Source organism: Amycolatopsis sp. NPDC114504, assembly GCF_055633595.1.
In genome coordinates, this window is record NZ_JBVKDU010000006.1 from 874,302 (window position 1) to 898,820 (window position 24,519).

The window sequence follows — 24,519 nt, forward strand, 5'->3', positions numbered from 1 at the left end:
CTTCTAGGGGAGGGAAGTCACCACGCGATGCGCAGCAGCGAAGGCCCCCGCACGATCACGCCGTACTCCCACTTCACGCCCTCGCGCCCGTCCGCGAACCGCAGGTCCGGGAACCGCGCCAGGATCGCCTTCAACGCTTCCTGCAGCTCCAGCCGGGCCAGCTGCGCGCCGATGCAGTGGTGCGGGCCGTGCCCGAACGCCACGTGCGGGTTCGGCTTGCGGGTCAGGTCGATCCGGTCCGGGTCGGCGAAGACCTCCGGGTCGCGGTTGGCCGCGTGCAGCGCCGGCAGCACCGGGTCGCCCGCGCGCACGACGACGTCGCCGAAGCGGATGTCCTCGGTGGCGTAGCGGGCGAACATCGCCGCGGTGTTGATCGGCACGTACCGCAGCAGCTCTTCGATCGCCGTGGGCATGATGTCCGGGTTCGCGCGCAGCTGTTCGAGGAGCTCGGGCTGCGTCAGCAACGTGAAGACGAAGCTGGGCAGCGCCGTCGACACCGTCTCGACGCCGCCGGTCAGCAGGCCCGCGCCGGCGATCGAGATCAGCTCGTTCTCGGTGAGCTTGTCCCCCGCGTCACGGGCGTAGACGAGCGCGCCGAGGAGGTCGTCGGTCGGCTCCTCGCGGCGCTGGGCCACCAGGCCGGCGACGTAGTTGTCGAGCTGGTCGCCGTAGACGTCGAGGACGTCGCCCTTGGCCGTGGCATCGCTGACCAGGGCCTGGGTCCACTCGCGGAAGATCTTGTGGTCCTCCTGCGGCACGCCGAGCAGGTCACAGATCACGGTGACCGGCAGCGGCCGCGCGAGGTCCTCGATGAGGTCGGCGCTGTCGCCCTGGGCCTGCATGTCGTCGAGCAGCCGGTTGACCAGGTCCTTCACCCCGTCGCGCATCTGCTCGAGCCGGCGCGCGGTGAACGCCTTGCCCACCAGGCGGCGCAGCCTGGAGTGGTCCGGCGGGTCCATCCCCATGATGCCGTCGCCCATCTGCTGACGGCGCATCCGCGGCTGGTCGAGGCCCTGCGCGAGCTCCCGGCTGAACCGCGGGTCGGTCGTCACCAGCTTGACGTCGGCGTACTTCGTCGCCAGCCAGGCCGGTTCGCCGAAGGGCATCTGCACCCGGCTCATCGGCTCTTCGCGCTGCAGGACGTGGTACTGCTCGGAAACGGAGATCTCGTGCATGTCGAACGGATACGCACGGACTGTCCGGCGTGAACTCGTCACGACTCGCCCCCAATCGCTCTCATCGGTTGTTCCAGCGCCTCGGCGTCGTAGGCGTTCTGGACGTGGGAAAGCGCCGACATCAGCGTCGACGAGGTGATCCGGGCCGCGTGGTGGCTCTCGACCACGCGGCGCAGCGGCAGCGACCCGAGCTCCGACCAGCCGAGCCGGCCCGCCGGGTCGAGGTAGCTGCGCGCCTGCCCGGCGTTGTCCGGGTGCAGGCAGTACGGGACGTCGAGCAGGCCGCGCTTGAACGCGACGACGATCGCGCGGCCCAGGTCGGCGTGGCTGTTCAGCACGGCGTCGACGAGCGCGTACGCCTCGCGGTAGACCTGGTTGTCACTGTCCACAGTGGCCCGGCCGGTGATCGGCCGCGCGACCGCGCCCGCGTGCTCCAGCGCCGCGACGTTCTCGGCGACGGTCGGGATCCGGTGGGCCTCGGCGGTGGTCTTGACGATGAGCCGTTCCGACCCGGTGGTCACGGCCAGCTCGGCCGCCGTCCCGAGCAGGCCCCGCGCGCCTTCCGACGTCCGCGGGAACAGGCCCATGTAGGCGTAGATCACGACGTGCCAGGTGGCCTCGGGCAGCAGCGCGGCGCACAGCCGGCGCAACGCGGAGACGGCTTCCTGGTCCTGCGTCATGTTCGTCTGCTGCGCGTAGCTGACGGAGATGCTGCGGACGCCCTTGCGGTAGAAGAACAACGCCTCCAGCACGGACAGCGCCACCAGCTCGCTCGGCGGGCAGAGCTGGCCCATCATGCAGCCGCCGAACGTCTCCAGGTGCGGCCGTCCGCCCGGGTGTTCGGCGTCGAGCAGCAGGTCACAGCAGTGCGCCCAGTTGCGGACGCTCTCGTCCAGCGGCGTGCGGCTGTAGGGCAGGCAGTAGGAGACCGGGCCGCCCTCGGTGGCGTGCAGGCCGGCGGCGATCATGGCGCGGAAGATGTCCGCGGGCCGGGCCGAACCGTGGCGCACCTGCACCGGGAAGTCCGGGCCTTCGAGGCCGTCGAGCATCGCGCGGGTGACCTCGGGCGGGTGGTTGACGATCGGGTAGCCGTTGAGGGCGATCCCGTTGCGCAGCGCGTGCGCCACGGAAGCGGTGTCGCAGACGCGGGTGTAGCTGTCGAGTGTGACTGTGCCGACGGTCGCGGCGGCCGCGCTCTTGGTCGCGGCCAGCCCGGCCCGCATGACGGCGGGGTCGGCGAAGCCCATGCGGGGCTGGACGACAAGCTCGCCCGCGGCATGGCGTCGCGCGACGAACTCCTCGAAGCTCACGCCTCCACCTGGGCCGCGCCCGCCGACAGCGTCGCGGCGAACCGGCGGAACGACGCCGCGCCCTGCTGGTCGTCGAAGACCGCGTCGAACCCGGCGAGCAGCAGCTGCGCGGTCTCCTCCGCGGTCAGCGGCCCGCCGACGCCGAGCTTGCCGCCGATCACCACCGGCATGGTGCGCAGCTCGGGGAAGGCGCGCAGCCGCTGGATCACGCGCAGGCCGTCCTGGTGGCCGTGGCCGTTGACGCTGCTCAGCACGAGCATCGACGGGCGGCGGCTCAGGCACTCCGACTCCAGCAGCTCGTCCGGCACGCACGCGCCGAGGTTCACCACGTCGAAGCCGAGCTCGCCGACGAGCAGCTCGAGGTAGACCAGGTTCCAGGTGTGGGAGTCCGACGCCATGCTGCTGACGATCACCGTCCGCCGGGACGGCTCGGTGACGACCCCGGCGCCGTAGGCGTGCAGTTCTTCCGTCATGGCGAGACCTCGTAGACGCGCTGGTAGTCCAACCGGGACACCGAGACGACCTCGTCACCGCGCACCACGACCTCCGTCGGCGCGGGACGGCCGAGGAAGCTGATGAGGCTCGCGGTGACGCCGTAGGCGCCGACGTTCGGCACGGTGACGACGTCGCCGGAAGCCAGCTCGGGCAGCTTCGCCGCCTTGGCGAGCGAGTCGCCGGGAGTACACAGTGGACCGACGAGGCTGCCCGTCGCGTCGCCGGTTTCTTCGATGCCGACGGCCGCGGGGAGCAGCCTGCCGATCCCGGACAGCCCGCCGACGACGTTGATCCCGGCGTCGAGCACGACGAACCGGCTGCCGCGGCTGTCCTTGACGTTCACCACGCCGGCCAGCAGCGAACCGCAGCTGCCGGACAGGTAGCGGCCGGACTCGCAGGCCAGCTCGATCCCGCCGTCGCGCCACTCGGGCAGGTGCAGGTCGAGCAGGGTTTCGAGGCCCGAGCGCAGCTTCGGGTAGTCGGTGCGCGGGCCCGGGACCGCGTACGGCGACGAGAACCCGCCGCCGATGTCCAGGACCTCCAGCGGCAGCCCGACCTCGTCGCGCAGCTTCGCGGCCGAGGTGAGCACGAACTCGTACTCCCCCAGCAGCGCGTCCTCGTCCTGGGCGTTGCTCATGGTGAAGAAGTGCGCGCCGACCACCCGGGCGCCAACGACCGCCTTCAGCGCGGGCATGATCTCGGGCAGCGTCTCGGCGTCGATGCCGAACTGCGACGGCCGGCCCATCATCCGGATGCCGGTGCCGCCGCTGCTCGCGGTGGTGTTCACCCGCAGCAGCGCGGAGGCCGTGACGCCGTGCTTCTCGGCAGCGGCCCCGACGTGCTGCAGGTCGGTCAGCGACTCGACGGAGAACAGCCGGACGCCGGACGCGATCGCGTGCTCGAGTTCGTCGTTCGTCTTGCCAGGTCCGGTGTAGAGGATCCCGGCGGGGTCGAACCCCGCCTGCAGCGCGTTGGCCAGCTCGCCGGTGGAGCTGATCTCCGCGCGGCAGCCGCCGCGGCGCAGCTCGCGGGCGATCTCGGGGTGCGGGTTGGACTTCAGCGCGTAGAACAGCTGGAAGCCTTCGGGCAGCAGGCCGAAGAGCTGGTCGCGTGACTCGGCGACGACATCGAGGTCGTAGACGTAGGTGGGCGTGCCGTATTCGGCGGCGATGTCGCGGCTCATTTGCGGGCGCCTTCCACGAGCAGGGCGAGTTCCTTCGTGGCGTTCTTGCCGTGCGCCGTCAGCGGGAACTCTTCGACGACGTGACACAGCGACGGGACCTTCTGCGGCTCGAGACGCTTGGCCAGCTCGCGCAGCACCGTCGTGGGCGGCAGGTCGGTCTCGACGCAGATGGCGAGGTCCCGCGCGTCGCTCGGCGGGATCGCGCCGGCCGCGCGGACACCGGGGATGTCCATCGCAGCGGCTTCGATCTCCAAAGTGGACATCCGGATGCCCTTGCGCTTGAACATGTCGTCGCGGCGGCCCTCGAAGTACAGGTAGCCGTCGGCGTCGAGGCGGCCGTAGTCGCCGGTGTGCAGGCGCAGCTCGCCGGTCGCCTCGTCGCGGCGGAAGGCGCGGGCGGAGATCTCGGGGGCGCGCCAGTAGCCGGGCATGACGTGCGGCCCGGCGGCGACGATCTCGCCGATGTCCCCGGCCGGCAGCTCGGTCCCGTCGGCGGCGAGGATCAGCACGGACGTGCCGGGCAGCGGCAGCCCAGACGAGCCGGGGCGCTCGGTGTCCTCGTCGGGGGGCATGATCGTGATGCGCTTGCACTCGGTCTGCCCGAACTGGCGGACGACCTTGGCCTGCGGGAACGCGGCTCGCAGCTGGGCGATGGTGGCGTCGGGCAGGGCCGCGCCGGTGTTGGTGAACAGGCGCACGGGCGCGGCCGGCTCGGTGTCGCGCGCGGCGAGCGTGGCGATCATGGTGGCCAGCGACGGGACGATCGGCACGACGGTGGCACCGACCTCCCGCATCCGCTGCAGCAGCCGCAGGTCCGACTCGGCGTCGGCGAGCACGATCTCGCTGCGGCCCACTGTGGACATCAGGACCTTGTAGAGGCCGTAGTCCCACGACATCGGGAACCGGCAGAACACGACGTCGTCCTGGCGGTAGCCGAGGACTTCCTGGATCGCGCGGGTGGCGAAGGTGACCTGGCGGTGCGGGCCGATCACGCCCTTCGGCGCGGCGGTGCTGCCGGAGGTGTAGACGAGGACGGCGATGTCGTCTTCGTGGATGTCGACGGCTTCCGCGCGCTGGCCGTGAGCTGCCTCGACCTCGGTCCACAAGGGACCGAACTCCTCCGGCGTCAGCACCAGCACGGGTTCGGCGTTGGCCACGACGGAGTCGAAGTGGAACTTCTTCATCGCCGGGTTGATCGGCACGAACACCGCGCCACGGCGTGACGTCCCGTAGAAGAGGGCGACCAACGCCCGGTCGGTGGGTAGCTGCACGACGACGCGGTCGCCGTGGCCGACTCCGCGCCGCGCGAGCACCACGGCGACGGCGTGGCTCCACGCGTCGAGCTCCGCGTAGGTCCACGCACCGGCGCGGTCGCGGACGGCCGACGCCCCGGCCGCGTCGGCCACCGCGGCGTCGAGCAGAGAATGGACCAAGGAATCGTTCACGACTGCCACTCCGTATGGACTCGAAGGATCACCGGGCCGGCGTGGACAACACACCAGTGGAAGACACACCTGGAGACCTTCGAAAAGCTAGCCGCGCCGACCTGCGGATCCCCACCCCTAACGGCCCCTAAGCCCATCTCACCGGGGTCCGGGCGCGCCAAAGCGGTCGTGAGTGGGAAACAGTGTTCTAACCCTGTTTCTCACTCACGACCAAGCCGCGGCAGACTGCTCAGCCCACCGGTGCGGGCGCCAGGAGGTCGGCGGCGCGGGCCGCCAGGGTCTTGCGGTCGATCTTGCGGTTGGAGTTCAGCGGGAACTCGTCCACGTGCCGGTAGTGCCGCGGGATCACGCCCTCCGGCAGCACCGCCCGCAGCGCACGCACCATCTCCAGCACCGGCCGTTCGCCGCCGGTGTAGAACACGAACAGCTCGGTCCCCGCGTCTCCGGCGACGCCCAGCACCACCACGTCCCCGACACCGCAGTCGCGCAGGGCGTGCTCGACCTCCGTCAGCTCGACGCGCCAGCCCAGCACCTGGACCTGGGAGTCGAGCCGCCCGAGGTAGGCGAGACCGTCGGCGAGCCGGCGGACGCGGTCGCCCGTGCGGTAGAAGCGCTTGCCGTCGCGGTCCAGGAACCGGCCCCGCTCGTCGGCCGGGTCGAGATAGCCCGGGGTCATCTGCGGTCCGGCGATGCACAGCTCGCCTTCGCCGGCGTCTTCGTCCAAGAGCAGGTAGTCGTGCCCCGCGTGCACCTCGCCGATCGGCACGACGCCGTTGACCGCGACCCGCGGCGTCTCGACGTCGTCCCAGCGGTACCCCGACACCGTCACGGTCAGCTCGGTGGGCCCGTACAGGTTCTCGACCAGCGACGACGCCGCCGCGGCCTGCCAGTCGGCCGTGTCGCGGACCGTCAGGGCCTCCCCCGCGAAGAAGCTCCACCGCAGCCCCGGCAGCGCACCCGGGGTCAGGCCACCGGTGCGACGCACGAGGTCGATCGCACTCGGCGTGGAGAACCACACGGTGAGCCCGCGCTCGGCCGCGAACCGCGGCAGGTTCCGGTACGCCCCACCCGGCAGCACGACCGCCGGCGCGCCCGCGCCCCACGCGCAGAACAGGTCGAACATCGCGCAGTCGAAGTTCAGGTCGAACGTCTGCGAGAAGACGTCGTCCGGGGTGAAGTCGTAGCGCTCGTCGAGCAGGCCGAAGTAGTGGTCGAGCGCCGTGCGCCCGATCCGGACGCCCTTGGGACGTCCGGTCGACCCCGAGGTGAACAGCACGTACGACGTGTCGGCGGGCGCCAGCGGCGCCGAGAGGGCCCGGCCGGAACGCCGGTCGAGAACGGGCACCCCCGCCGGGGCCTGCCCATCGGTGATGACGACGTCGATGCCGGCGGCCTCGACCATCTGGGCGGTCCGCGCGGCCGGGAAGTCCGGGCGCAGCGGCACGACCGTCGCCCCGGCGTACAACGCGGCCAGGATGCCCGCGTACGCGGTGACCCCCTTGCCCGCCAGCACCCCTACGGTGCGGGCGCCGGCTTCCACGAGCCCGCCGCCCCACCGCAGGGCCAGCTCGTGCAGCTGGTCGTACGTGAGTGCCTGGTCACCGACATGAACGGCCACGCCGTCGCCGGAAAGCTCGAGGCCGCGCAGGAACCGCATGTGCGGTCCGCCCGTGAGCACCGTGTCCATCTTCGTCCTCCGCAATGAATAGGGGTGCCGATGCGTCGATCCGGGACGGTGACGCGCGGTAGAGTCCAAAACCGAACCGGGCGGTCGGTTTCCTCTCGGTAGATCCCAACCTAGCGATCCGGAGTAGCCATGTGGGACAGCACTTTCGACGAGACGCTGCGCTCGTACCTCCCGTTCCTGCCCGCCGAGGAGGCGCTGACCGCCGAGACGCCGCTGCGGGAGTACGGGCTGGACTCGCTCGCCACCGTTGAGCTGCTCTCCGTGCTGGAGCAGAGCTACAACGTGCGGTTCGAGGACGACGCCCTGAACCTGGAGACGTTCGAGAACCCCGGCCGGCTGTGGACCACGCTGGCCGCCCTGCAGCCCGCTAGCTGACTCGCGACGGTCCTGCTCCCCGGCGGCGGGGCTGCAGGGCCATCCGCGGGTTCACCGTGACCACCTCGAAGCGGCTCGTGGTGACGCGGACGCGCCCGAACAGCGTGTCCGGCCCCGCGACCCAGAGCTTGCCGACCCCGTTCTCCGCCAGCGTCGACACGACGTCCGGCCAGCGCAGCGGTTTCACGATGCTGTCGAGCAGCATCGTGCGCACCTGCTCGCCGCTGCGCAGGATCTCGCCGTCCTGGTCGGCGACGATCGGCAGCAGCGGGTCGTGGAAGTCCAGGCCGCCGAGCACCTCGTCCTCCGCCTTGCGGCGCAGCGCGCCGAACGCACGCGAGTGCAACGGCGGCCGCATCGTGTAGAGGGAGAGCCCGCCCATGCTCCGGACCGTCTGCTTGAGCCAGTCGAGGTTCCGCTCGCGCAGCGAGACCATGTAGAAGTCGTGGTCGATGTAGCACGAGATGTCGAACCACTCGCCCTTCCCCTCCAGCTGGGACAGGGCGTCGGTGAGCTTTTCCTCCGGGGTGCGGACGAACGAGTGCGTCACGACGTCGGTGTACTCGGTCGCGAAGAACTCGGTCAGGCAGCGGGCGAGCTCCGCCGTCATCCACACCGCGTCCGGGAAGGTGAGCGACCCGGCGTACACGCTGGCCGGCTTCTCGCCGAAGCTCGGGCCGGCGCAGTAGTCGGGACTCATCCCCTGCTCCTCCTCGGCCCACTGGGCCAGGGCGACGCAGGTGAGCATGAACCCGACCTGGGCGTAGGCCGAGTAGTCCCCCTCGGTTTCGCGGAAGCGGTCGACCAGCGAGTAGCCGAGCCGGTCGTTCGCCTGCGAGATCAGCTTGCGGGCGAAGGGGTTGATGAGGAGGAACTTGCCGAAGTCGGCGAAGCGACAAGGGCTCATCCCGGGGAAGACGACCGCCGATCCCGGCCGGGTGGCCTCATCCATGGCTGGCGACCTCTCGTTCGGCGACCCGGCTCGCGGGTGCGGTGGGCTGGATGTCCTGGAGGAATCCCAGCAGGACTTCGCGGAACCGTTCGGGTTCCTCGAGGTGCGGGACGTGGCTGGAGTCCTCGAAGATCTCCCAGCGCACGTCGTGGATCCGGTCGAAGAACGGCTGGATCGTGACGGGGGTGGCTTCGTCGTGACGCCCGGACACGAGCAGCGTCGGCACCTCGATGTCGTCGAGGACGTCGATCACCGAGTAGTCCTTGAGCGTGCCGGTGACGGTGAACTCGCTCGGGCCGTTCATCGTGGCGTAGACGGTGTTGTCGTCGGCCATCTCCATGAACGAGGCCAGGTAGTCGGCCGGCCACGGCAGCACGCGGCAGACGTGCCGGTCGTAGAACGCTCGCATCAGCTCGAAGTACTCCGGGTCGCCGGTGGTGCCGGCGGCCTCGTGCGCCCGCAGCTGGTCGTCGACCCCCGGCGGCAGCTGAGCGCGCAGGACGTCCATCTCCTGGCGCCACAGCGGGTACGACGCCGGCGAGTCGGCGATCACCAGCCCGCGCAGGCCGTCGGGACGCTGGGCAGCGTGCCGCGCGACGACCAGGCCGCCCCACGACTGTCCGAAGAGGACGTAGTTGTCCTCGATGCCCAGTTGCTGCACCAGGTTGTCCAGCTCGTCGCCGAACAGCTCGGGAGTCCAGAAGTCCGCGTCCTGGCCCGGCAGCCGCGTCGAACCGCCGCTGCCCAGCTGGTCGTAGTGCACGACCGGGAACCCGTGCTCGGCGAGCGAGCAGAGGTTCAGCAGGTAGTCGTGCGTGCTCCCCGGCCCGCCGTGCACCACGACGACGGCGGGCAGCTCGCCCCCGGCGGTGCCGGTGACCCGGTACCAGGTGCGGTACCCGCCGAAGGGAACCCAGCCCTTCGTGATGGGTGCCACGGCCATGCTCATCACCTCTTCGTTTCCCTCGCACCCGGCGCACGCGGCCGGACCCACGTTCATGTCTAGTCGCCGCGAGCCCGCCGTCACAGCCCCTAAGGGGCATCTAAAGCCGTTCTAAGCTTGCTCGCCCTGCCTAGCGCACGGCGCCGCGCCGCGGAAGGAATCCGCGCCGGAACAGGGGTTCCCGCCCCCTACCGCCGCGTTGCCGGGTCGGCCTGACGGCGTCGCGCCACTACCTTTTCCCTTGTAGCGGTGTTTCGCCCCCGAGTTCGGAGAGTGCGTCGATGCGCGTCATGATGATGGTGTTCCCGACGAGGACGCACGTCTACAGCATGGCCCCGGTGGGCTGGGCGCTCGCCGCGGCCGGGCACGAGGTGCGCTTCGTCGGCCAGTGCAACCCGCGCGAGGTGGCGTCGTTCGCCGAAACCGGCCTCGACGCGATGTGGTTCGGCGACGAGCTCGACATCGCCCGCCACCGGCAGCTGCAGATGGACGGCGACAACGCCATGCAGGGCGGCTTCCGTATCTCCGAGAGCCGGCCGGAGCGCTACACCGAGGAATACGTCCGCACGGTCTACGAGCACTGGGTCGAGGTCTTCCGCTGGACCACCCCGGACTCGCTGCTCGACGAGCTGGTGCGGTTCGCGAAGGGCTGGCAGCCGGACCTGGTCGTCTGGGACCCGATGATCTACGCGGCCCCGATCGTCGCACACGCCCTCGGCGTCCCGCACCTGCGGATGATGTACGCGGCGGACCAGACCGCGCGGATCGCCGCGCAGTACCGCGACCTGCGTGCGGCTCATCCCGAAGACACCACGCCCGACCCGTTCGTCGAGTGGATGTCCGCCGCCGTGGGCCGCTTCGGCGCGTCGTACGACGAGGCGTTGCGCCACGGCGTCAAGACCCTCGACTGCCACCCGTCCTACCTGCGCTACGACGGCGTCGACGTCGACTACGTGCCGGCGCGGTTCATCCCGCAGAACAAGCCGATGGCGATTCCCTCGTGGGTGCTGGAAAAGCCCGAACGCCGACGCGTGATGCTGACGCTGGGCATCTCGAACCGGCAGGTGCTCGGCGTCGAAGAGACGTCGGTGGCCGACCTGCTCGACGGTCTCGCGGACCTCGACGTCGAGGTGATCGCGACGCTCAACGCGTCCCAGCTCGCGTCGGTGAAGAAGGTCCCGGACAACGTGCGCGCGGTCGACTTCGTGCCGATGAACGAGCTCCTCGCGAGCTGCTCGGCCATCATCCACCAGGGCGGCGGCGCGACGATCGGCAACGCGGTCGTCAACGGCGTCCCCCAGCTCGTCATCCCCGGCACCACCTGGAGCGAGCGGGTCTCCGCCGTCGCCCAGGAGAAGCGCGGCAACGGCCTGGTGCTCGACCTCGAGGACGTCACGCCGCAGTCCGTCCGAAGTGGACTGATTCGTCTGTTGGAAGAACCGTCCTTCCGGGAGTGCGCGCTCGAGGTCCGCGACGAGATGCTGGCCACGCCGACGCTCGACGACCTCGTGCCGGAGCTGGAACGGATCGCGCGATGCCGGTGACCGCCCGGCCGAAGGTGGTGCGCACCATCGGGTTCCTCATCGGGAGCCTGCCGATGCGGATCGCCGCCTTCGTGGCCGTGCTGGTCACGATGCTGCTCGGCATCGCCACCACCATGCTGTGGGTCGGCATCCCGATCCTGATCACCGCCACGTCGATGGTGCAGAGCTTCGCCGCCTTCGAGCGCCGCTGGGTCCACCGCATGCTCGACGTCGACGTCCCGCCGCCGCGGCGCCGGGAGCACGGCCCCGGGCTGCTGCAGACGTGGCAGGTCCGGCTGGTCGACCAGACGACCTGGCGCGAGGTGAACTACGTGCTGCTCGCGTTCCCGCTGGGTATCGTCGAGTTCGTCGCCGGGATCGTCTCGGTCGCCGTGCCGCCGTTCGGGATCTTCGTGGCGCCGCGGATCGGGGCGATGCACGCCGCGCTGACGGCGTCGATGCTGGGTCCGGACCGGACGCAGCAGCTGGAGGCCCGCACCCGGCAGCTGAGCGACTCGCGCGCCCGCGGCGTCGACGCGGTCGAGGCCGAGCGCCGGCGCATCGAACGCGACCTGCACGACGGCGCCCAGCAGCGGCTGGTGGCCGTGGCGATGAGCCTGGGGCGAGCCCAGTTGAAGCTCGACCTCGACGACCCGGTCGCCGTGCGCGAGCTGATCGGCGCGGCGCACGCGGACGCCAAGCTCGCGGTGTCCGAGCTGCGCGACCTCGCCCGCGGCATCTACCCGCCGGTGCTGCAGGACCGCGGCCTCGACGCGGCGCTGTCGTCGCTGACCGCGCGGATGCCGATCCCGGTCGACGTCGAGGTGAGCGTCGACCCGCGCCCGCCGGCGCCGGTGGAGACCACGACGTACTTCATCGTCAGCGAGACGCTGACCAACATCTCGAAGCACGCCGGCGCCGACCGCGCGTCGGTGCGCGTGACCCGCGACGACGAGACCGTGGTCGTCGAGATCATCGACAACGGTCACGGCGGTGCCTCCGTCCGTCCCGGTGGCGGCCTGGCCGGGCTCGCCGACCGGGCCGCGACCATCGACGGCGTGCTCACCGTGGTCAGCCCGGTGGGCGGGCCGACCGTGGTGCGTGCCGACCTGCCCGTCCGCTGGTGAACCCCTTGGGAGTGGGAACAATGCGCGTGGTCATCGCCGAAGACTCCGTCCTGTTGCGGGCCGGCGTGCAGAGCCTGCTCGCCGACGTCGGCATCGAGACGGCGGCCGCCGTGTCCAACGGCGACGACCTGCTGGTCGCCGTCCGCGAGCACCAGCCGGACCTCGTCATCGCCGACGTCCGGATGCCCCCGACGTTCACCGACGAGGGCATCCGGGCCGCGATCGCGGCGCGCAAGGAGGTCCCCGGCCTGCCGGTGCTGGTGGTGTCGCAGTACGTGGAGGGCAGCTACGCCGTGGACCTGATCGCCGAAGGTACGTCCGGGGTCGGTTACCTGCTGAAGGAGCGCGTCGCCGACGTGGGCGACTTCCTGGAGGCGGTCCGCCGGGTGGCCGGCGGTGGTTCGGCGATCGACCCGGACGTCGTCGCGCAGATGCTGTCCCGCAACCGCGACCCCTTGGACGGCCTGACCGCCCGCGAGACGGAGGTCCTCGGCGAGATGGCGCAGGGGCTGTCGAACGCGGCCATCGCGAAGAACCTGGTCGTCACGCAGGGCGCGGTGGAGAACCACATCAGCAACATCTTCGCGAAGCTCGGCCTCGAGGCCAGCCGCGACCAGAACCGCCGCATCCGCGCGGTCCTGACCTATTTGGACAGTACGACGGTCCGCACCTGAGGTCGTGAGTGAGAAACAGTGTTCTAACCCTGTTTCTCACTCACGACCACTTGCACTCAGCGGCGGGTGCGCCAGCTGGTCGCGGCCGGGAACGGCGGCCGGCGCCGCAGGCGCGGGGCCGGCGCCGCGAGTTCGGCCGGCTTGGCGGCGCCGACCGCGGCCAGGACCGCCATCAGCGCCGCCAGCTCGGTCTCGTCCGGCGCGCCGCGCAGGACCCGCACCACCGCGTCGCTCATCAGACCGGTGGGTTCCCGTGCTTGCGCGCCGGGATGTCGGCGTGCTTGGTGCGCAGCATCGCGAGCGAGCGGATGAGCAGCTGCCGCGTCTCGCCCGGCTCGATCACGTCGTCCACGAGGCCGCGCTCGGCCGCGTAGTACGGGTGCATCAGCTCGGTGCGGTACTCCTTGATCTTCTGCGCCCGCACGGCTTCCGGGTCGTCGGCCGCCTTGATCTCGCGGCGGAAGATCACGTTCGCGGCACCCTCGGCGCCCATCACGGCGATCTCGTTCGTCGGCCACGCCAGCGAGACGTCGGTGCCGATCGAGCGTGAGTCCATCACGATGTACGCGCCGCCGTAGGCCTTGCGCAGGATGAGCTGCACCCGCGGCACGGTGGCGTTGCAGTAGGCGTAGAGCAGCTTCGCGCCGTGCCGGATGATCCCGCCGTGCTCCTGGTCGACGCCGGGCAGGAAGCCGGGGACGTCCACCAGCGTGACGAGCGGGATGTTGAACGCGTCGCACGTCTGCACGAACCGCGCGGCCTTCTCGCTCGCTTCGATGTCGAGCACCCCGGCGAGGACGGCGGGCTGGTTCGCGACGATGCCGACGACGTGCCCGTCCAGGCGGGCGAGCGCGCAGACGACATTGGTCGCCCAACCGGCGTGCACCTGCAGGAACTCGCCGTCGTCGACGATCTCGGCGAGGACGTCGCAGATGTCGTAGGCGCGTGCGGGGTCGGTCGGGACGACGTCGAGCAGCCGGTCGGTGCGGCGGCTCGGTGAGTCGCCGGCGGGCACGTGCGGCGGCGTCTCGTTGTTGTTGGCCGGCAGCAGGGAAAGCAGGTACCGGACGTCGGCCAGGCAGGTCGCCTCGTCGTCGTAGGCGAACGCGGCGACGCCGGAGGTCTCCGCGTGGACGTCGGCACCGCCGAGACCGTTCTGCGTGATCTCCTCGCCCGTCACCGCCTGCACGACGTCGGGTCCGGTGATGAACATCTGCGAGGTCTCGCGGACCATGAACACGAAGTCGGTCAACGCGGGCGAGTACGCCGCGCCGCCCGCGCACGGGCCGAGCATCACGGAGATCTGCGGGATGACCCCGGAACAGCGGGTGTTGCGCCGGAAGATGCCGCCGTAGCCGGCGAGCGCCGTGACGCCCTCCTGGATCCGGGCCCCGGCGCCGTCGTTGAGCGAAACCAGCGGTGCGCCCGCGGCCTCGGCGAGGTCCATCACCTTGTGGATCTTCTGCGCGTGCGCCTCGCCGAGCGCGCCGCCGAAGATCCGGAAGTCGTGGGCGTAGACGAAGACCGTCCGGCCGTCGACCGTGCCCCAGCCGCACACGACGCCGTCGGAGTGCGGACGGCGCTGCTCCAGCCCGAACCCGGTGGCCCGGTGCCGGCGCAGCGCTTCGATTTCGGTGAACGAGCCCGGGTCGAGGAGCAGCTCGATGCGTTCGTGCGCGGTCAGCTTGCCGCGGTCGTGCTGGCGCTGCGTGGCGGCGTCGTCGGGCCCGCGGCGCGCGGCGTCCTTGATCTCGCGCAGTTCGTCGAGCCGGTTGGCGAACGTCGTTGCCTCAGACACGGACGCCTCCCAGCTCGTCGGCCAGGCGCCGCAGGATGACGCCCTGGTGGCGGGTGAGGAAGAAGTGCCCGCCGGCCAGCTCGTTCAGCTCGAAGCCGCCGGCGGTGTGCTCCGCCCAGGAGGCGACCTCGTCGACGGTGGCCATCGGGTCGTCGCTGCCGGTGAAGGCCACGATCGGCGCGTTCAGGGGTGCGCCCGGGGCGTACCGGTAGGTCTCGACGGCCCGGTAGTCGTTGCGCACGACGGGCAGGATCATGCGGACGACGTCGTCGTCGCCGAGCAGGTCCGCCTCGGTGCCGCTGAGGCGCCGCAGCTCTTCGACGACGCCGTCGTCGGTCCGGGTGTGGACGCTCTCGTCCCGCGTCCGCGAGGGAGCGCGCCGTCCGGAGACGAACAACGCTGCGACGTCCTGCCCGGCGCGCTCGAGCCGGCGAGCCGTCTCGTACGCGACCATCGCGCCCATGCTGTGCCCGAACAGGGCGAGCGGCCGGTCGGTGTGGTTCCGGAGCAGGTCGGCGACGCGGTCGGCCATGGCGTCGATGCTGGTCAGGAAGGGCTCGTGCCGCCGGTCCTGCCGCCCGGGGTACTGGACGGCGAGCACCTCGATGTCCGGGGCGAGCGCCTTGGCCACGGGGAAGTAGAAGGGGGCCGACCCGCCGGCGTGCGGCAGGCAGACGAGCCGCGCCTTCGCCTCGGGTGACGCGGCGAACCGGCGGAACCAGTTCTCCTCGGCGTGGTCAACGGGGGCGACCATGTCGTCCACCGCCCTTCGGTGTCGGAGGCTCCTCCCGGCCAAGCTAGCCAGCGTGCGCGGCGGCCGACGACCCCTAAGGCGTGTCTGACGAACAGGCAGGGGTCAGGGGGAACGTATGATCACGGCGAGCACCGGCGGGTGGGAGGGGGCTGGGTGTTCGGCTGGAAGAAGAAGCTCAACAATCTGAACGGTCTGATGGAGCAGCTCAGGCCCGACCTGAGCCGGGAATCGCTCGGCGTCGGGCCCGCCTTCCCGGGCGTCGCCCCGAACCCGTTCCTGAGCGGTGACGCGGGGAAGCGCACCGCGGAGCTGCGGACGGGGACGCTCGCGCTCGGCGTTCTCGTCGACTGGCGCGAGGTCAACAGCAATCCCCGCGTGGTCCTGATGTTCGACGTGGAGACCGCCGACGGCCTCTCGTTCCGCGGTATCGCGGACGAAGACCTCACGATCACCGAGCTCACCCGGCTCGCCCCGGGACAGACGTTGCCCGTGCGCTACCGGCCGGCCGTCATGGACCACTACGTCGCCCTCGCCCGGGACGCGGACCCCGCCCAGGTGCGGCAGCTCTCCGACAAGATCGCGAGCCGCAAGCGGACCTGACCCGCACCCAGTCCCCCGAACGCGACGGGTAAACGCGGCCGATCCGGGTAGCCGTAGCGCGGACGCTGCCGCACTCCGGGGGAAGCGCGGCAGCGGAAGGAGTCACCGTGCGCGTGAGCTGGAGTGGAGCCGACCAGGCGGGCTGGCAGGTGCTGGACGTCGACGGCATCGACCGGGCCGGGCTGACCGCCGCCCGCCGCTGGGCCGAGGTCAAGCTGGGCACGCTCCGCGAGACGGACCTGATCGACACGCTGATCATCGTCGGCGAGCTGCTGGAAAACGCCTACGTCCACGGCGGCGGGCCGCGGCAGCTGCGCATCCACCACGCGCGGGAGCCGTGCGAAGTGACGGTCGCGGTGGCCGACGCCGGCAGCGCCGAGCCGAGACTGCGGGCGCCCGACCACGGCGGCGGACGCGGGTTGCTGCTGGTCGACCAGCTGTGCCGGGACTGGGGCGTGAGCCGCCACGACGGCGGGAAGCTGGTCTGGGCCCGGATGGAGTGCTCGGCGGGCTAAGACAGCTGCGACACCAGCTTCAACCAGGCCAGCGCTTCGTCCACGCTCCAGTGCACCGCCAACGCATGGTCCAGACCAAGCACGGCGATCGGCCGGAGCAACGCCCGGCACCGCCCGGCCACCGCGAACGGCACGCCGGCCGCCGCGGCGTCCAGCAGGATCGTCAGCACGCGGGCACTGCAGAACGTCACGGCCGACGCGTCGAACACCAGCGCCGGCGGAGCCAGCTGGAGCTCCCGGTTCAGCAGCGCGGCGAGACGGCCGGTGACGGCCAGGTCGAGGTCGCCGGCCGCGGTCACCACGGTCGCTTCGGACGTCGTCGTCACCTCGAACGTCGTGGACCGGTCGGTGTGCGGGGCGGGAATCAGCATCGCGAAGGCCTCCTTGGCGAACCACCGCGAGGCCGGACGTCGGTCCGGACCCACGACAAGCCCGGGCGGGGTTGCGGGGGATCGAGGCACGACGGCTGCAGGCTGAACCGCTACAACCCACCCTACAACCGATGCGTAACCGATGCGTCACGAGCCTCGCCGGAACCGGGCCGGCGTCGTCCCCAGCTCGGCCCGGAACGCACGGGAAAACGCGGATTCCGACTGGTAGCCGACCCGGCCGGCCACCGAAGCCACCGTCGCGTCGGAGGTGGACAACAGCTGGGCCGCCGCCATCATCCGGGCCCGGGTGAGGAACGCCCCCACCGTCATGCCCGTCTCCCGGACGAACCGTCGCAGGAACGTCGCGCGGGACATCGCCACCTGACGGCTGAGCCGCTCGATCGTCCACTGCGCCCCGGGGTCGTCCAGGACGCCGGCAACCGCCGACGCGATCCCGGGGTCGGCCACCGCCGTCCACAGCACGTCCGCCGTGGCCGCGCCGCGGGCCGTCCGCAGCACCATCGCCAGCAGCACCGTGCTCAGCGCGGACAGGATCGCCGCCGACCCGGAGCCCTCGCGGCTCGCCTCCCCGCGCATCAGGAAGCTCAGCCCGCGCAGGACCTCGTCCGTCTCGGGCGACTGCCCGAACGACACGTGGATCGCGCCAGGCAGGCTCCGGAACAGCAGCGCGCCCGGGCCCGCGTTGACCGCGTAGTGGCCGCAGAACAGGTCGATGACCGGGTCGCCGCCGCGCTCGCTGCGCTGGGTGGCGAGCACCTCGCCGCCGGTCTCGACGGTGCCGCGCGCCCGTCCCGGCCCGGCCGTGACCACCCGGTGCTCGGCGCCGCTCGGGATCAGCACGACGTCACCGGCGCGCAGCTCGAACACCTCGTGGCCGACGTGCAGCCGGCACTCGCCCTCGAGCAGCACGTGGAACGGCACGGTCAGCTCCCGGGACCGGGCGACGTCCATGCGCGTGCCCGCCCCGAGCAGGCAGTGCTTCTCGAGCGAAGCCACGAGGTCGGCCATACGAAGCAAGCGGCTGACAGCGTCCACGGTGATACTTTCGGGCAGAAAACTGATACTGGCAAGCCTGGTCGTCTCATCGGGACCGTCGCACACTCGACCACATGGAAAAGCTCACCGCGGATGTCCTGGTCATCGGCTTCGGCAAGGGCGGGAAGACCGCCGCCCACGCCCTCAGCGACGCGGGCAAGCGCGTCGTCCTCGTCGAACAGTCGGAAAACATGTACGGCGGCACCTGCCCGAACGTCGGCTGCGTGCCGACCAAGATGCTCGTCCACTACTCGAACGCCCGGCGCATCGAAGACGACGCGCAGGAGTTCTTCGCCCACTCGATCGCCGGCGTCCGGGCCCTGACCAGCGCTTTCCGCGCGGGTAACTTCGCGTCGCTCGACGGCAAGGACACCGCGACCGTCATCACGGGCACCGCCCGGTTCGTCGACCCGCACACCGTCGCCATCGGCGAGGGCGACGACCGCATCACCGTCACCGCGCCGACGATCATCCTCAGCACCGGCTCCGCACCGGTCGTCGCGCCGATCCCCGGCCTGGCCACCAGCAAGCACCTGGTCAGCAGCACCGAGCTCACCCAGGCGGCGACGCTGCCGGAACGCTTGATCGTCGTCGGCGGCGGCTACCTCGGGCTCGAGTTCGCGTCGATCTACCGGCACTTCGGCACGCACGTCACCGTCCTCGAAGGAGCGGAACGGCTGCTGCCCCGCGAAGACGAGGACATCGCCGGGACCGTCCGGGAAATCCTCGAGGGCGACGGCATCCGGATCATCACCGGCGCGAAGATCACCAAGGTCGAGGACAGCGGCGCCGTCGCGAAGGTCGTCTACGAAAAGGACGGTAAGACGCACGAAGTCGAGGCGAGCGCCCTGCTCCCGGCCACCGGACGGCGTCCCGTCACCGACGGCCTCCGCCTCGACGCGGCCGGCGTCCGGACCACGCCGAACGGTGCCGTCGAGGTCGACGAGCACCTGCGCACCAGCCAGCCGCACATCTACGCCGTCGGCGACGTCAACGGCGGCCCGCAGTTCACGTACGTGGCCCTCGACGACGCCCGGATCGTGCTGGACGAGCTGCTCGGCGAGGGCAAGCGCACCACGACCGACCGGGTCGCCGTGCCGCACACGCTCTTCATCACGCCGCCGCTGGCGACGGTCGGCCTGACCGAGCGCGAAGCCCGCGAGCAGGGCCTGAACATCAAGGTGGCGCGGGAAAAGGTCGCCGACATCGTCGCCATGCCGCGGGCCTACACGGTCGAGGAGACGCGCGGGATCATGAAGTTCGTCGTGGACGCCGACACCGACCTGATCCTCGGCGCGGCGCTGCTCAGCATCGACGCGCAAGAGGTGATCAACACCGTGGCGCTGGCCATCCGGCACAACATCACCGCCACCGAGCTCCGGAACTCGATCTACACGCACCCGAGCTCGACCGAAGCCTTCAACGAGGTGTTCGGCAAGGTCGTCAGCGGGTAGAACGCACACCCCCGGGCGCATCCGGTGGGGATTCTCCCCATGGCCAGACCGGCGCCGCCGCCCTAGCGTGGGAACCCGGTGACGAGGAGGTTCCCGCGGATGCTGATCGACGACCTGGCCGCCCGGCTGCCGGCGGACCGGCTGGTCCGTGACCCGGACGTCGTGGCGGGCTTCGCCCACGACGAAGCCGAGTGGGCGCCCTACGCGCAGCCCGCGGTGGTCGTCCGGCCGCACACGGCCGAAGAGGTCCAGGCCGTGGTCAAGGCCTGCCTGGCGAACCGGGCCCCGCTGGTCACGCGCGGGGCCGGCACCGGCCTGTCCGGCGGGGCGAACGCCGTCGGCGGCTGCGTCGTGCTGGTCACCGACCGGCTCACCGCGATCAAGGAGATCGACGAGCGCGAGCGGTACGCCGTGGTCGAGCCCGGGGTCGTCAACGACGACCTGCGCGCCGCCTGCGCGGAACACGGACTCTGGTACCCGCCCGACCCGGCCAGCTCGCCGTGGTCGACCATCGGCGGCAACGTCGCCACCAACGCCGGCGGCGTCTGCTGCGTCAAGTACGGCGTCACTCGCGACTACGTCCTGGGCCTGCAGGTCGTCACCGGCACCGGCGAGCGGGTCCGGCTCGGGCGCCGCACCGCCAAGGGCGTCGCCGGGTACGACCTGACCGGCCTGATGGTCGGGTCGGAGGGCACGCTCGGCGTGATCACCGAGGTCACCGTCCGGCTGCGGCCCGCCCGCGCCGCGGAACGCACGGTCGCCGGGTACTTCGACACCACCGTCGCCGCCGGGCAGGCCGCCGCGGCGGTCGCGGCCCGGGGCGTGCTGCCGTCGGCGCTGGAGCTGGTCGACCGGCACTGCCTCGCCGCCGTCGACCAGTGGAAGAACATGGGCTTGAGCGCCGACGCCAACGTGGTCCTGCTCGCCCGCACCGACTCCCCCGGCGCGCTCGGCGAGCACGAAGCCGCCGAAATCCTCGACTGCTTCGAGCAGTCAGGGGCGACGTGGGCCGCGCAGTCGACCGACCAGGCCGAGGCCGACGCGCTGTTCGCCGCCCGCCGCCTCGCCTACCCCGCCCTGGAACGGCTCGGCCCGCTGCTCACCGAGGACGTCTGCGTCCCGACGCAGGCCGTGCCCGAGATGCTCGCCCGGATCGACGCGGCGGGCCAGCGCCACGGCGTCCACATCGCGAACGTCGCGCACATCGGCGACGGCAACCTGCACCCGCTGCTCGTCACCCCGGCCGGGGACGAGACCGCCCGGAAGAACGCCCAGGCGGCCTTCGACGACATCATCGCCGACGCCCTCGACCTCGGCGGCACCGTCACCGGCGAACACGGCGTCGGCCTGCTCAAGCAGCCCGGCCTCGCGCGCGAGCTCGGCGCGGACGTCCTCGCGATGCACCGCGCGGTCAAGAACGCCCTGGACCCGCACCACATCCTCAACCCCGGCAAGGTCTTCCCCGAAGGGACACCCGCATGATCGTCCGCACCACCGCCGGCGAGGTCCGCGGCGAGCCGATCGCCACCGGCGTCCGGTTCCGCGGCATCCCCTACGCCGCCGCGCCCGAAGGCGAGCTGCGGTTCGCCGAGCCCGTCCCGGCTCCGGAGTGGGACGGCGTGCGCGACACCCGCGAGGCCGGACCCACCGCGCCGCAACGGCATCGGACGATCCCGGGTCTCGACCTGTCGGCCGTGGTCGGCACGGGCTGGCAGCCCGGCCCGGAGTACCTGACGGTCGACGTCTGGACCCCGGACCCGGCCGCGGAAGCCCGGCCGGTGCTGGTGTTCGTGCACGGCGGCGCGTTCATCGGCGGCACCGGCTCGGCCCCGGTCTACGACGGCACGGCGTTCACCCGCGCCGGCGCCGTGCTGGTGACCGTGCAGTACCGGCTCGGCATCGACGGCTTCCTGCCGCTCGACGGCGGCGCGACCAACCTCGGCCTGCGCGACCAGCTGGCCGCGCTGCGCTGGGTCCGGGACAACATCGCCGCGTTCGGCGGCGACCCCGCCAACGTCACGCTGTTCGGCGAGTCCGCGGGCGCGATCAGCGTCGCCTGCCTGCTCGGTTCGCCGCTGTCGGAAGGGCTCTTCCGCCGCGCGATCGTCCAAAGCGGACACGCGAACATGGTGCGCGGGCGGGCCGAGCTGGAGCGCGTGACGAAGCTGGTCGCCGACCGGCTCGGCGTCGCGCCCACCGCCGAGGCCTTCCGCGGGCTGAGCACCGAGCAGCTGCTCGACGCCCAGGACGCGCTCCTCAAGCCCGGCGGCGGACCCGACCTGCGCGGCGAGGACGGCCTCGACCGCAGCTTCGGACTCAGCCCGTTCCTCCCGCTGGTCGGCGACGACGTCCTGCCGGTGCACCCGGGCGAAGCGATCCGCGGCGGCGCGGGCGCCGGCGTCGACCTGATCGCCGGCACCTGCCGCGAGGAGATGCTGCTGTACTTCGGCCCGACCGGGCTGCTCGACGTCCTGACCGACGAGCAGGCCGTGGCCATGCTGTCGGCGTCGCACCCGGACCCGGCGGGCGTGCTGAAGAGCTACGGCCTCGGCGACGGCCGGAAGGCGGGCGAGGTGTTCGTGGAAGCGATGACCGACCTCGTCTTCCGCGACGGCGTCAAGGAGCTCGTCGAAAGCCACCAGGGCCGCTCGTTCCGGTACGAGTTCGAGTGGCGGGCGCCGAGGCTGGGCGCGTGCCACGGCATGGAGCTGCCGTTCGTGTTCGACTCCCTGGCCGAGTCCGCCGGCCTCGTCGGCGACGCTCCCCCGGCGGAGCTGGCCCGCGAGGTCAACGCCGCGTGGGTGCGGTTCGCCACCACCGGCGACCCCGGCTGGGCCGCGACCGAGACGACGCACCTGGGCTGATGGACGCCCACGGCCTGCGCGAGCTGTACGACCTCGTCCTTCGCCTGTCGGCGGTCCACGACCTCGACGCGCTGGTGCAGGAGGTCGTCGGCCACGCGCGGCGCCTGCTCGGCGTCGACATCGCCTACCTGGCGCTCGCGGAACCGGACGGCTCGCTCGTCATCCGCGTCACCGACGGCTCGCTCGGGCCGCGGATGCGCGGCATCGTGCTGCCGCGCCGCGGCGGGCTGGCCGGGCGGGTGGCCGAAACCGGGGAGCCGGTGCAGAGCGCGGACTACCTCGGCGACGCCGGGTTCACCCACCTCGGCGACGTCGACCGCGTCGCGGCGGACGAAGGCCTGCGCACGATCCTCGGCGTGCCGCTGCGGCTGCGGGGCAAGGTGGCCGGCGTGCTGATGGTGTCGCAGCGCGCGGTCCGCCGGTTCACCGCGGCTGAGACGACGCTGCTGACGTCGCTCGGGTCGTTCGCCGCGATCGCCATCGAGAACGCCAAGCTGGTCACCGCGCTGGCGGCGGCGAACGACCGGCTGGAACGCGCCGTGCGGCTGCACGACCGGCTCTCGGAGGTCGCGCTGCACGGTGGCGCTCCCGAAGACGTCGTGGTCCCGCTGTCGGAACTGGTGCCCGGCCTGGTGCTGGTCGCGGACGAGCACGACGAGGTCCGCGCCGCCGCCCGGGACGGCTCACTCGTGGACGCGCGGCTCGACGGCGAACCGTCGGCGCTGTTCGCCGGCGCCCGGCGGACCCAGGTGACCGAGCGGGCGGTCACCGTGCCGGTGGCCTCGGCGAACGCGTACTTCGGGGCGCTGCAAGTGGTTCCCGGCGCACCGCTCGACGAGGCGGACGTCCGGCTGCTGGAGCGCTCGGCGATGACCGTCGCACTGGTGGCGTCGGTCGAGCGGGCCGAACGCCGGACGACCGAGGAGCTGGTGGAGCACCTGGTGACCCGCCGGGTCCGCGAGGTCCCCGCGTACGCCCGCGACCTGCGGCGCCCGCACCTGGTCGTGGTGAGCGAAGACCAGCGGCTGCGGGACCTCGCCCCGCTTGCGTCCAGAGTGGACGGTCGCGTGGTCGCGTTGGTCCGCGCGGACGAGGCGACGGTCCGGTCCTGGCCGCTGGGCACGACCGGCCTCGCCGGCCCGGCGACCGGCGCGACCGCGCTGGCCGACGCGTACGACGACGCGGTCGCGTGCGTCCGGGTCCTGGAAGCACTGGGCCGCGGCGGGGTCACGGCGTCGCCCGCCGATCTCGGCCCGTACCGCTACCTGCTCAGCCAGGCCGGCCGGGAGGAGGCCGGCGCGTACGTCGCCCGGACCCTCGCCCCGCTGCTGGCCCACGACGAAGAGCGCGGCACTGACCTCGTCCACACGGCGGAGGTGTTCCTGCGCGGCGGCCGACGCAAGGCCGCGGCGGCCGAGGAGCTGACGATCCACCCGAACACGCTTTACCAGCGCCTCGACCGCATCACCGCGTTACTGGGCGAAGACTGGCAGGAGGGCGACCGCGCGTTGGACGTCCACCTGGCGTTGCGCATCCACCGGCTCGCCCGCGAATTGCGCTGACACCCCTACCGTCAACCCTTATTCCGGTCCATTTCCGCGCGGAACCGGAAATCTTGACACAGCGAACGTTCGTCAGTCATTGTCGAGAGACGAAGGCCACAATTCCCGCCTTTCCTCCGCGCCGACGAACCCACGGAGACGAATCATGACGAATATCAAAGTGACGCTTTCCGGCGGCCCGGCCGAGCTGATCGAACAGCACCGCGACTGGACGGTCGGCAACATCGGCGAAGTCGCGAAGGTCAGCTTCGGCGCCGGCTACGAGCACTTCTCCCACGAGGGCGAGTTCACGACGACCAGCGGCGGTGACCAGGTCCCGGTGTTCGCCTGGTGCGGCCGCACCCGGGTCGCCGAGTAGCCCGCGGCCGCGTCTCCACCCGGATCTCCACCCGGCGGAGGTCCTGCTCCACCCGGGTCGCGCCCTAGCGTTCTCCCCGTCGAAGTTGTCGGGACAGGGAGAAATCGGCCATGGGTGAAGTCGTCCAGTTCATGCTGCTCCGGTTCGCGCTCATCGGCGGCGGGATTCTGCTGCTGGTGATCGTGATCGGGATCATCGCGGTCGCGTTGAAGAAAGCCGGGCGCTACGACCAGGCGAAGCGGTTCGTGGAGCCGATGGTGCGCGAGCAGCTGGAGAAACGCCGGAAGCGGGACTGAGC

25 protein-coding genes are annotated in these 24,519 nt (G+C 71.5%); 12 read left to right on the forward strand and 13 right to left on the reverse strand.

Annotated elements, in window-relative coordinates; genetic code table 11:
- Positions 1–17 precede the first annotated feature (17 nt).
- The 6 genes from ACZ7PG_RS45685 to ACZ7PG_RS45710 all read right to left on the reverse strand — a co-directional run bounded on the left by ACZ7PG_RS45685 (position 18) and on the right by ACZ7PG_RS45710 (position 7,295).
- Positions 18–1,175: a cytochrome P450 gene (locus tag ACZ7PG_RS45685; protein ID WP_470245461.1), complete on the reverse strand. Its 1,158-nt coding sequence runs from the start codon at positions 1,173–1,175 to the stop codon at positions 18–20.
- Between the two features lie 38 nt (positions 1,176–1,213).
- Positions 1,214–2,485 (reverse strand): methylaspartate mutase, encoded by a 1,272-nt coding sequence (locus ACZ7PG_RS45690; protein ID WP_470245462.1) that lies wholly within the window; start codon positions 2,483–2,485, stop codon positions 1,214–1,216.
- Complete coding sequence (locus ACZ7PG_RS45695; protein ID WP_470245463.1) at positions 2,482–2,958, reverse strand: cobalamin B12-binding domain-containing protein; 477 nt, start codon at positions 2,956–2,958, stop codon at positions 2,482–2,484. Before ACZ7PG_RS45695 ends, ACZ7PG_RS45690 begins: the two co-directional genes overlap by 4 nt.
- Positions 2,955–4,163: a type III PLP-dependent enzyme domain-containing protein gene (locus tag ACZ7PG_RS45700; RefSeq protein WP_470245464.1), complete on the reverse strand. Its 1,209-nt coding sequence runs from the start codon at positions 4,161–4,163 to the stop codon at positions 2,955–2,957. Before ACZ7PG_RS45700 ends, ACZ7PG_RS45695 begins: the two co-directional genes overlap by 4 nt.
- Complete coding sequence (locus tag ACZ7PG_RS45705) at positions 4,160–5,608, reverse strand: AMP-binding protein (RefSeq protein WP_470245465.1); 1,449 nt, start codon at positions 5,606–5,608, stop codon at positions 4,160–4,162. The genes ACZ7PG_RS45700 and ACZ7PG_RS45705 overlap by 4 nt, the downstream gene beginning before the upstream one ends.
- Positions 5,609–5,837: 229 nt before the next feature.
- Complete coding sequence (locus ACZ7PG_RS45710; protein ID WP_470245466.1) at positions 5,838–7,295, reverse strand: AMP-binding protein; 1,458 nt, start codon at positions 7,293–7,295, stop codon at positions 5,838–5,840.
- A gap of 129 nt (positions 7,296–7,424) precedes the next feature.
- Between ACZ7PG_RS45710 and ACZ7PG_RS45715 the strand changes: the two genes are divergently transcribed.
- A complete protein-coding gene (locus tag ACZ7PG_RS45715; protein ID WP_284750721.1) occupies positions 7,425–7,670 on the forward strand; it encodes a phosphopantetheine-binding protein in 246 nt (81 codons plus the stop codon).
- Here the strand turns inward: ACZ7PG_RS45715 and ACZ7PG_RS45720 are convergent.
- Both ACZ7PG_RS45720 and ACZ7PG_RS45725 read right to left on the reverse strand, forming a co-directional pair.
- Positions 7,663–8,622 carry an ACP S-malonyltransferase gene (locus ACZ7PG_RS45720; RefSeq protein WP_470245467.1) on the reverse strand — a complete coding sequence of 320 codons (960 nt, stop codon included), beginning with the start codon at positions 8,620–8,622 and terminating at the stop codon, positions 7,663–7,665. The genes ACZ7PG_RS45715 and ACZ7PG_RS45720 overlap by 8 nt on opposite strands.
- The gene (locus ACZ7PG_RS45725; protein WP_470245468.1) at positions 8,615–9,565 is read right to left on the reverse strand and encodes a proline iminopeptidase-family hydrolase; all 951 of its coding nucleotides are present in this window, start codon (positions 9,563–9,565) and stop codon (positions 8,615–8,617) included. Before ACZ7PG_RS45725 ends, ACZ7PG_RS45720 begins: the two co-directional genes overlap by 8 nt.
- A 281-nt stretch (positions 9,566–9,846) precedes the next feature.
- Here ACZ7PG_RS45725 and ACZ7PG_RS45730 point away from each other — a divergent pair, with 281 nt between their 5' ends.
- Genes ACZ7PG_RS45730 through ACZ7PG_RS45740 form a run of 3 tightly spaced genes read left to right on the forward strand, consistent with a single transcriptional unit; the run spans position 9,847 to position 12,889 of the window.
- Complete coding sequence (locus tag ACZ7PG_RS45730; protein ID WP_470245469.1) at positions 9,847–11,109, forward strand: nucleotide disphospho-sugar-binding domain-containing protein; 1,263 nt, start codon at positions 9,847–9,849, stop codon at positions 11,107–11,109.
- Complete coding sequence (locus ACZ7PG_RS45735; protein WP_470245470.1) at positions 11,100–12,215, forward strand: sensor histidine kinase; 1,116 nt, start codon at positions 11,100–11,102, stop codon at positions 12,213–12,215. Before ACZ7PG_RS45730 ends, ACZ7PG_RS45735 begins: the two co-directional genes overlap by 10 nt.
- 20 nt (positions 12,216–12,235) lie before the next feature.
- Positions 12,236–12,889: a response regulator transcription factor gene (locus ACZ7PG_RS45740; protein WP_470245471.1), complete on the forward strand. Its 654-nt coding sequence runs from the start codon at positions 12,236–12,238 to the stop codon at positions 12,887–12,889.
- Positions 12,890–12,945: 56 nt separating this feature from the next.
- On the opposite strand, the gene ACZ7PG_RS45745 is transcribed toward ACZ7PG_RS45740, so the two are convergent.
- Genes ACZ7PG_RS45745 through ACZ7PG_RS45755 form a run of 3 tightly spaced genes read right to left on the reverse strand, consistent with a single transcriptional unit; the run spans position 12,946 to position 15,441 of the window.
- Complete coding sequence (locus tag ACZ7PG_RS45745) at positions 12,946–13,125, reverse strand: acyl-CoA carboxylase epsilon subunit (protein ID WP_470245472.1); 180 nt, start codon at positions 13,123–13,125, stop codon at positions 12,946–12,948.
- On the reverse strand, positions 13,125–14,687 hold the full coding sequence (locus ACZ7PG_RS45750; RefSeq protein WP_470245473.1) for an acyl-CoA carboxylase subunit beta: 1,563 nt from the start codon (positions 14,685–14,687) through the stop codon (positions 13,125–13,127). The genes ACZ7PG_RS45745 and ACZ7PG_RS45750 overlap by 1 nt, the downstream gene beginning before the upstream one ends.
- A complete protein-coding gene (locus tag ACZ7PG_RS45755) occupies positions 14,680–15,441 on the reverse strand; it encodes a thioesterase II family protein (protein WP_470245474.1) in 762 nt (253 codons plus the stop codon). Before ACZ7PG_RS45755 ends, ACZ7PG_RS45750 begins: the two co-directional genes overlap by 8 nt.
- Before the next feature lie 153 nt (positions 15,442–15,594).
- Here ACZ7PG_RS45755 and ACZ7PG_RS45760 point away from each other — a divergent pair, with 153 nt between their 5' ends.
- Together ACZ7PG_RS45760 and ACZ7PG_RS45765 are read left to right on the forward strand one after the other, a co-directional pair.
- Entirely contained in the window at positions 15,595–16,041 is a 447-nt protein-coding gene (locus ACZ7PG_RS45760) for a hypothetical protein (protein ID WP_470245475.1), read from the forward strand.
- A gap of 113 nt (positions 16,042–16,154) precedes the next feature.
- Positions 16,155–16,556 (forward strand): ATP-binding protein, encoded by a 402-nt coding sequence (locus ACZ7PG_RS45765; protein ID WP_470245476.1) that lies wholly within the window; start codon positions 16,155–16,157, stop codon positions 16,554–16,556.
- On the opposite strand, the gene ACZ7PG_RS45770 is transcribed toward ACZ7PG_RS45765, so the two are convergent.
- Complete coding sequence (locus tag ACZ7PG_RS45770; protein WP_470245477.1) at positions 16,553–16,927, reverse strand: STAS domain-containing protein; 375 nt, start codon at positions 16,925–16,927, stop codon at positions 16,553–16,555. The genes ACZ7PG_RS45765 and ACZ7PG_RS45770 overlap by 4 nt on opposite strands.
- 147 nt (positions 16,928–17,074) lie before the next feature.
- Positions 17,075–17,983, reverse strand: a complete 909-nt coding sequence (locus ACZ7PG_RS45775) for a cupin domain-containing protein (RefSeq protein ID WP_470245478.1) — start codon at positions 17,981–17,983, stop codon at positions 17,075–17,077.
- A gap of 74 nt (positions 17,984–18,057) precedes the next feature.
- On the opposite strand from ACZ7PG_RS45775, the gene ACZ7PG_RS45780 reads away from it, so the two are divergent.
- The 6 genes from ACZ7PG_RS45780 to ACZ7PG_RS45805 all read left to right on the forward strand — a co-directional run bounded on the left by ACZ7PG_RS45780 (position 18,058) and on the right by ACZ7PG_RS45805 (position 24,517).
- Complete coding sequence (locus ACZ7PG_RS45780) at positions 18,058–19,437, forward strand: dihydrolipoyl dehydrogenase family protein (RefSeq protein ID WP_470245479.1); 1,380 nt, start codon at positions 18,058–18,060, stop codon at positions 19,435–19,437.
- Between the two features lie 99 nt (positions 19,438–19,536).
- Positions 19,537–20,919 carry an FAD-binding oxidoreductase gene (locus ACZ7PG_RS45785; protein WP_470245480.1) on the forward strand — a complete coding sequence of 461 codons (1,383 nt, stop codon included), beginning with the start codon at positions 19,537–19,539 and terminating at the stop codon, positions 20,917–20,919.
- The gene (locus tag ACZ7PG_RS45790; protein ID WP_470245481.1) at positions 20,916–22,301 is read left to right on the forward strand and encodes a carboxylesterase/lipase family protein; all 1,386 of its coding nucleotides are present in this window, start codon (positions 20,916–20,918) and stop codon (positions 22,299–22,301) included. Before ACZ7PG_RS45785 ends, ACZ7PG_RS45790 begins: the two co-directional genes overlap by 4 nt.
- A complete protein-coding gene (locus ACZ7PG_RS45795; protein WP_470245482.1) occupies positions 22,301–23,863 on the forward strand; it encodes a helix-turn-helix domain-containing protein in 1,563 nt (520 codons plus the stop codon). The genes ACZ7PG_RS45790 and ACZ7PG_RS45795 overlap by 1 nt, the downstream gene beginning before the upstream one ends.
- 145 nt (positions 23,864–24,008) lie before the next feature.
- Positions 24,009–24,221, forward strand: a complete 213-nt coding sequence (locus ACZ7PG_RS45800) for a DUF5988 family protein (RefSeq protein ID WP_470245483.1) — start codon at positions 24,009–24,011, stop codon at positions 24,219–24,221.
- Between the two features lie 110 nt (positions 24,222–24,331).
- Positions 24,332–24,517: a hypothetical protein gene (locus ACZ7PG_RS45805; protein WP_470245484.1), complete on the forward strand. Its 186-nt coding sequence runs from the start codon at positions 24,332–24,334 to the stop codon at positions 24,515–24,517.
- Positions 24,518–24,519: the final 2 nt, after the last annotated feature.

Bases quoted from the DNA above. Each gene is read 5' to 3' on its own strand.
- ACZ7PG_RS45685 (WP_470245461.1), bottom strand. From the start codon at position 1,175: ATGCACGAGATCTCCGTTTCCGAGCAGTACCACGTCCTGCAGCGCGAA.
- ACZ7PG_RS45695 (WP_470245463.1), bottom strand. From the start codon at position 2,958: ATGACGGAAGAACTGCACGCCTACGGCGCCGGGGTCGTCACCGAGCCG.
- ACZ7PG_RS45700 (WP_470245464.1), bottom strand. From the start codon at position 4,163: ATGAGCCGCGACATCGCCGCCGAATACGGCACGCCCACCTACGTCTAC.
- ACZ7PG_RS45710 (WP_470245466.1), bottom strand. From the start codon at position 7,295: ATGGACACGGTGCTCACGGGCGGACCGCACATGCGGTTCCTGCGCGGC.
- ACZ7PG_RS45715 (WP_284750721.1), top strand. From the start codon at position 7,425: ATGTGGGACAGCACTTTCGACGAGACGCTGCGCTCGTACCTCCCGTTC.
- ACZ7PG_RS45720 (WP_470245467.1), bottom strand. From the start codon at position 8,622: ATGGATGAGGCCACCCGGCCGGGATCGGCGGTCGTCTTCCCCGGGATG.
- ACZ7PG_RS45725 (WP_470245468.1), bottom strand. From the start codon at position 9,565: ATGGCCGTGGCACCCATCACGAAGGGCTGGGTTCCCTTCGGCGGGTAC.
- ACZ7PG_RS45730 (WP_470245469.1), top strand. From the start codon at position 9,847: ATGCGCGTCATGATGATGGTGTTCCCGACGAGGACGCACGTCTACAGC.
- ACZ7PG_RS45735 (WP_470245470.1), top strand. From the start codon at position 11,100: ATGCCGGTGACCGCCCGGCCGAAGGTGGTGCGCACCATCGGGTTCCTC.
- ACZ7PG_RS45740 (WP_470245471.1), top strand. From the start codon at position 12,236: ATGCGCGTGGTCATCGCCGAAGACTCCGTCCTGTTGCGGGCCGGCGTG.
- ACZ7PG_RS45745 (WP_470245472.1), bottom strand. From the start codon at position 13,125: ATGAGCGACGCGGTGGTGCGGGTCCTGCGCGGCGCGCCGGACGAGACC.
- ACZ7PG_RS45755 (WP_470245474.1), bottom strand. From the start codon at position 15,441: ATGGTCGCCCCCGTTGACCACGCCGAGGAGAACTGGTTCCGCCGGTTC.
- ACZ7PG_RS45770 (WP_470245477.1), bottom strand. From the start codon at position 16,927: ATGCTGATTCCCGCCCCGCACACCGACCGGTCCACGACGTTCGAGGTG.
- ACZ7PG_RS45780 (WP_470245479.1), top strand. From the start codon at position 18,058: ATGGAAAAGCTCACCGCGGATGTCCTGGTCATCGGCTTCGGCAAGGGC.
- ACZ7PG_RS45785 (WP_470245480.1), top strand. From the start codon at position 19,537: ATGCTGATCGACGACCTGGCCGCCCGGCTGCCGGCGGACCGGCTGGTC.
- ACZ7PG_RS45790 (WP_470245481.1), top strand. From the start codon at position 20,916: ATGATCGTCCGCACCACCGCCGGCGAGGTCCGCGGCGAGCCGATCGCC.
- ACZ7PG_RS45795 (WP_470245482.1), top strand. From the start codon at position 22,301: ATGGACGCCCACGGCCTGCGCGAGCTGTACGACCTCGTCCTTCGCCTG.
- ACZ7PG_RS45800 (WP_470245483.1), top strand. From the start codon at position 24,009: ATGACGAATATCAAAGTGACGCTTTCCGGCGGCCCGGCCGAGCTGATC.
- ACZ7PG_RS45805 (WP_470245484.1), top strand. From the start codon at position 24,332: ATGGGTGAAGTCGTCCAGTTCATGCTGCTCCGGTTCGCGCTCATCGGC.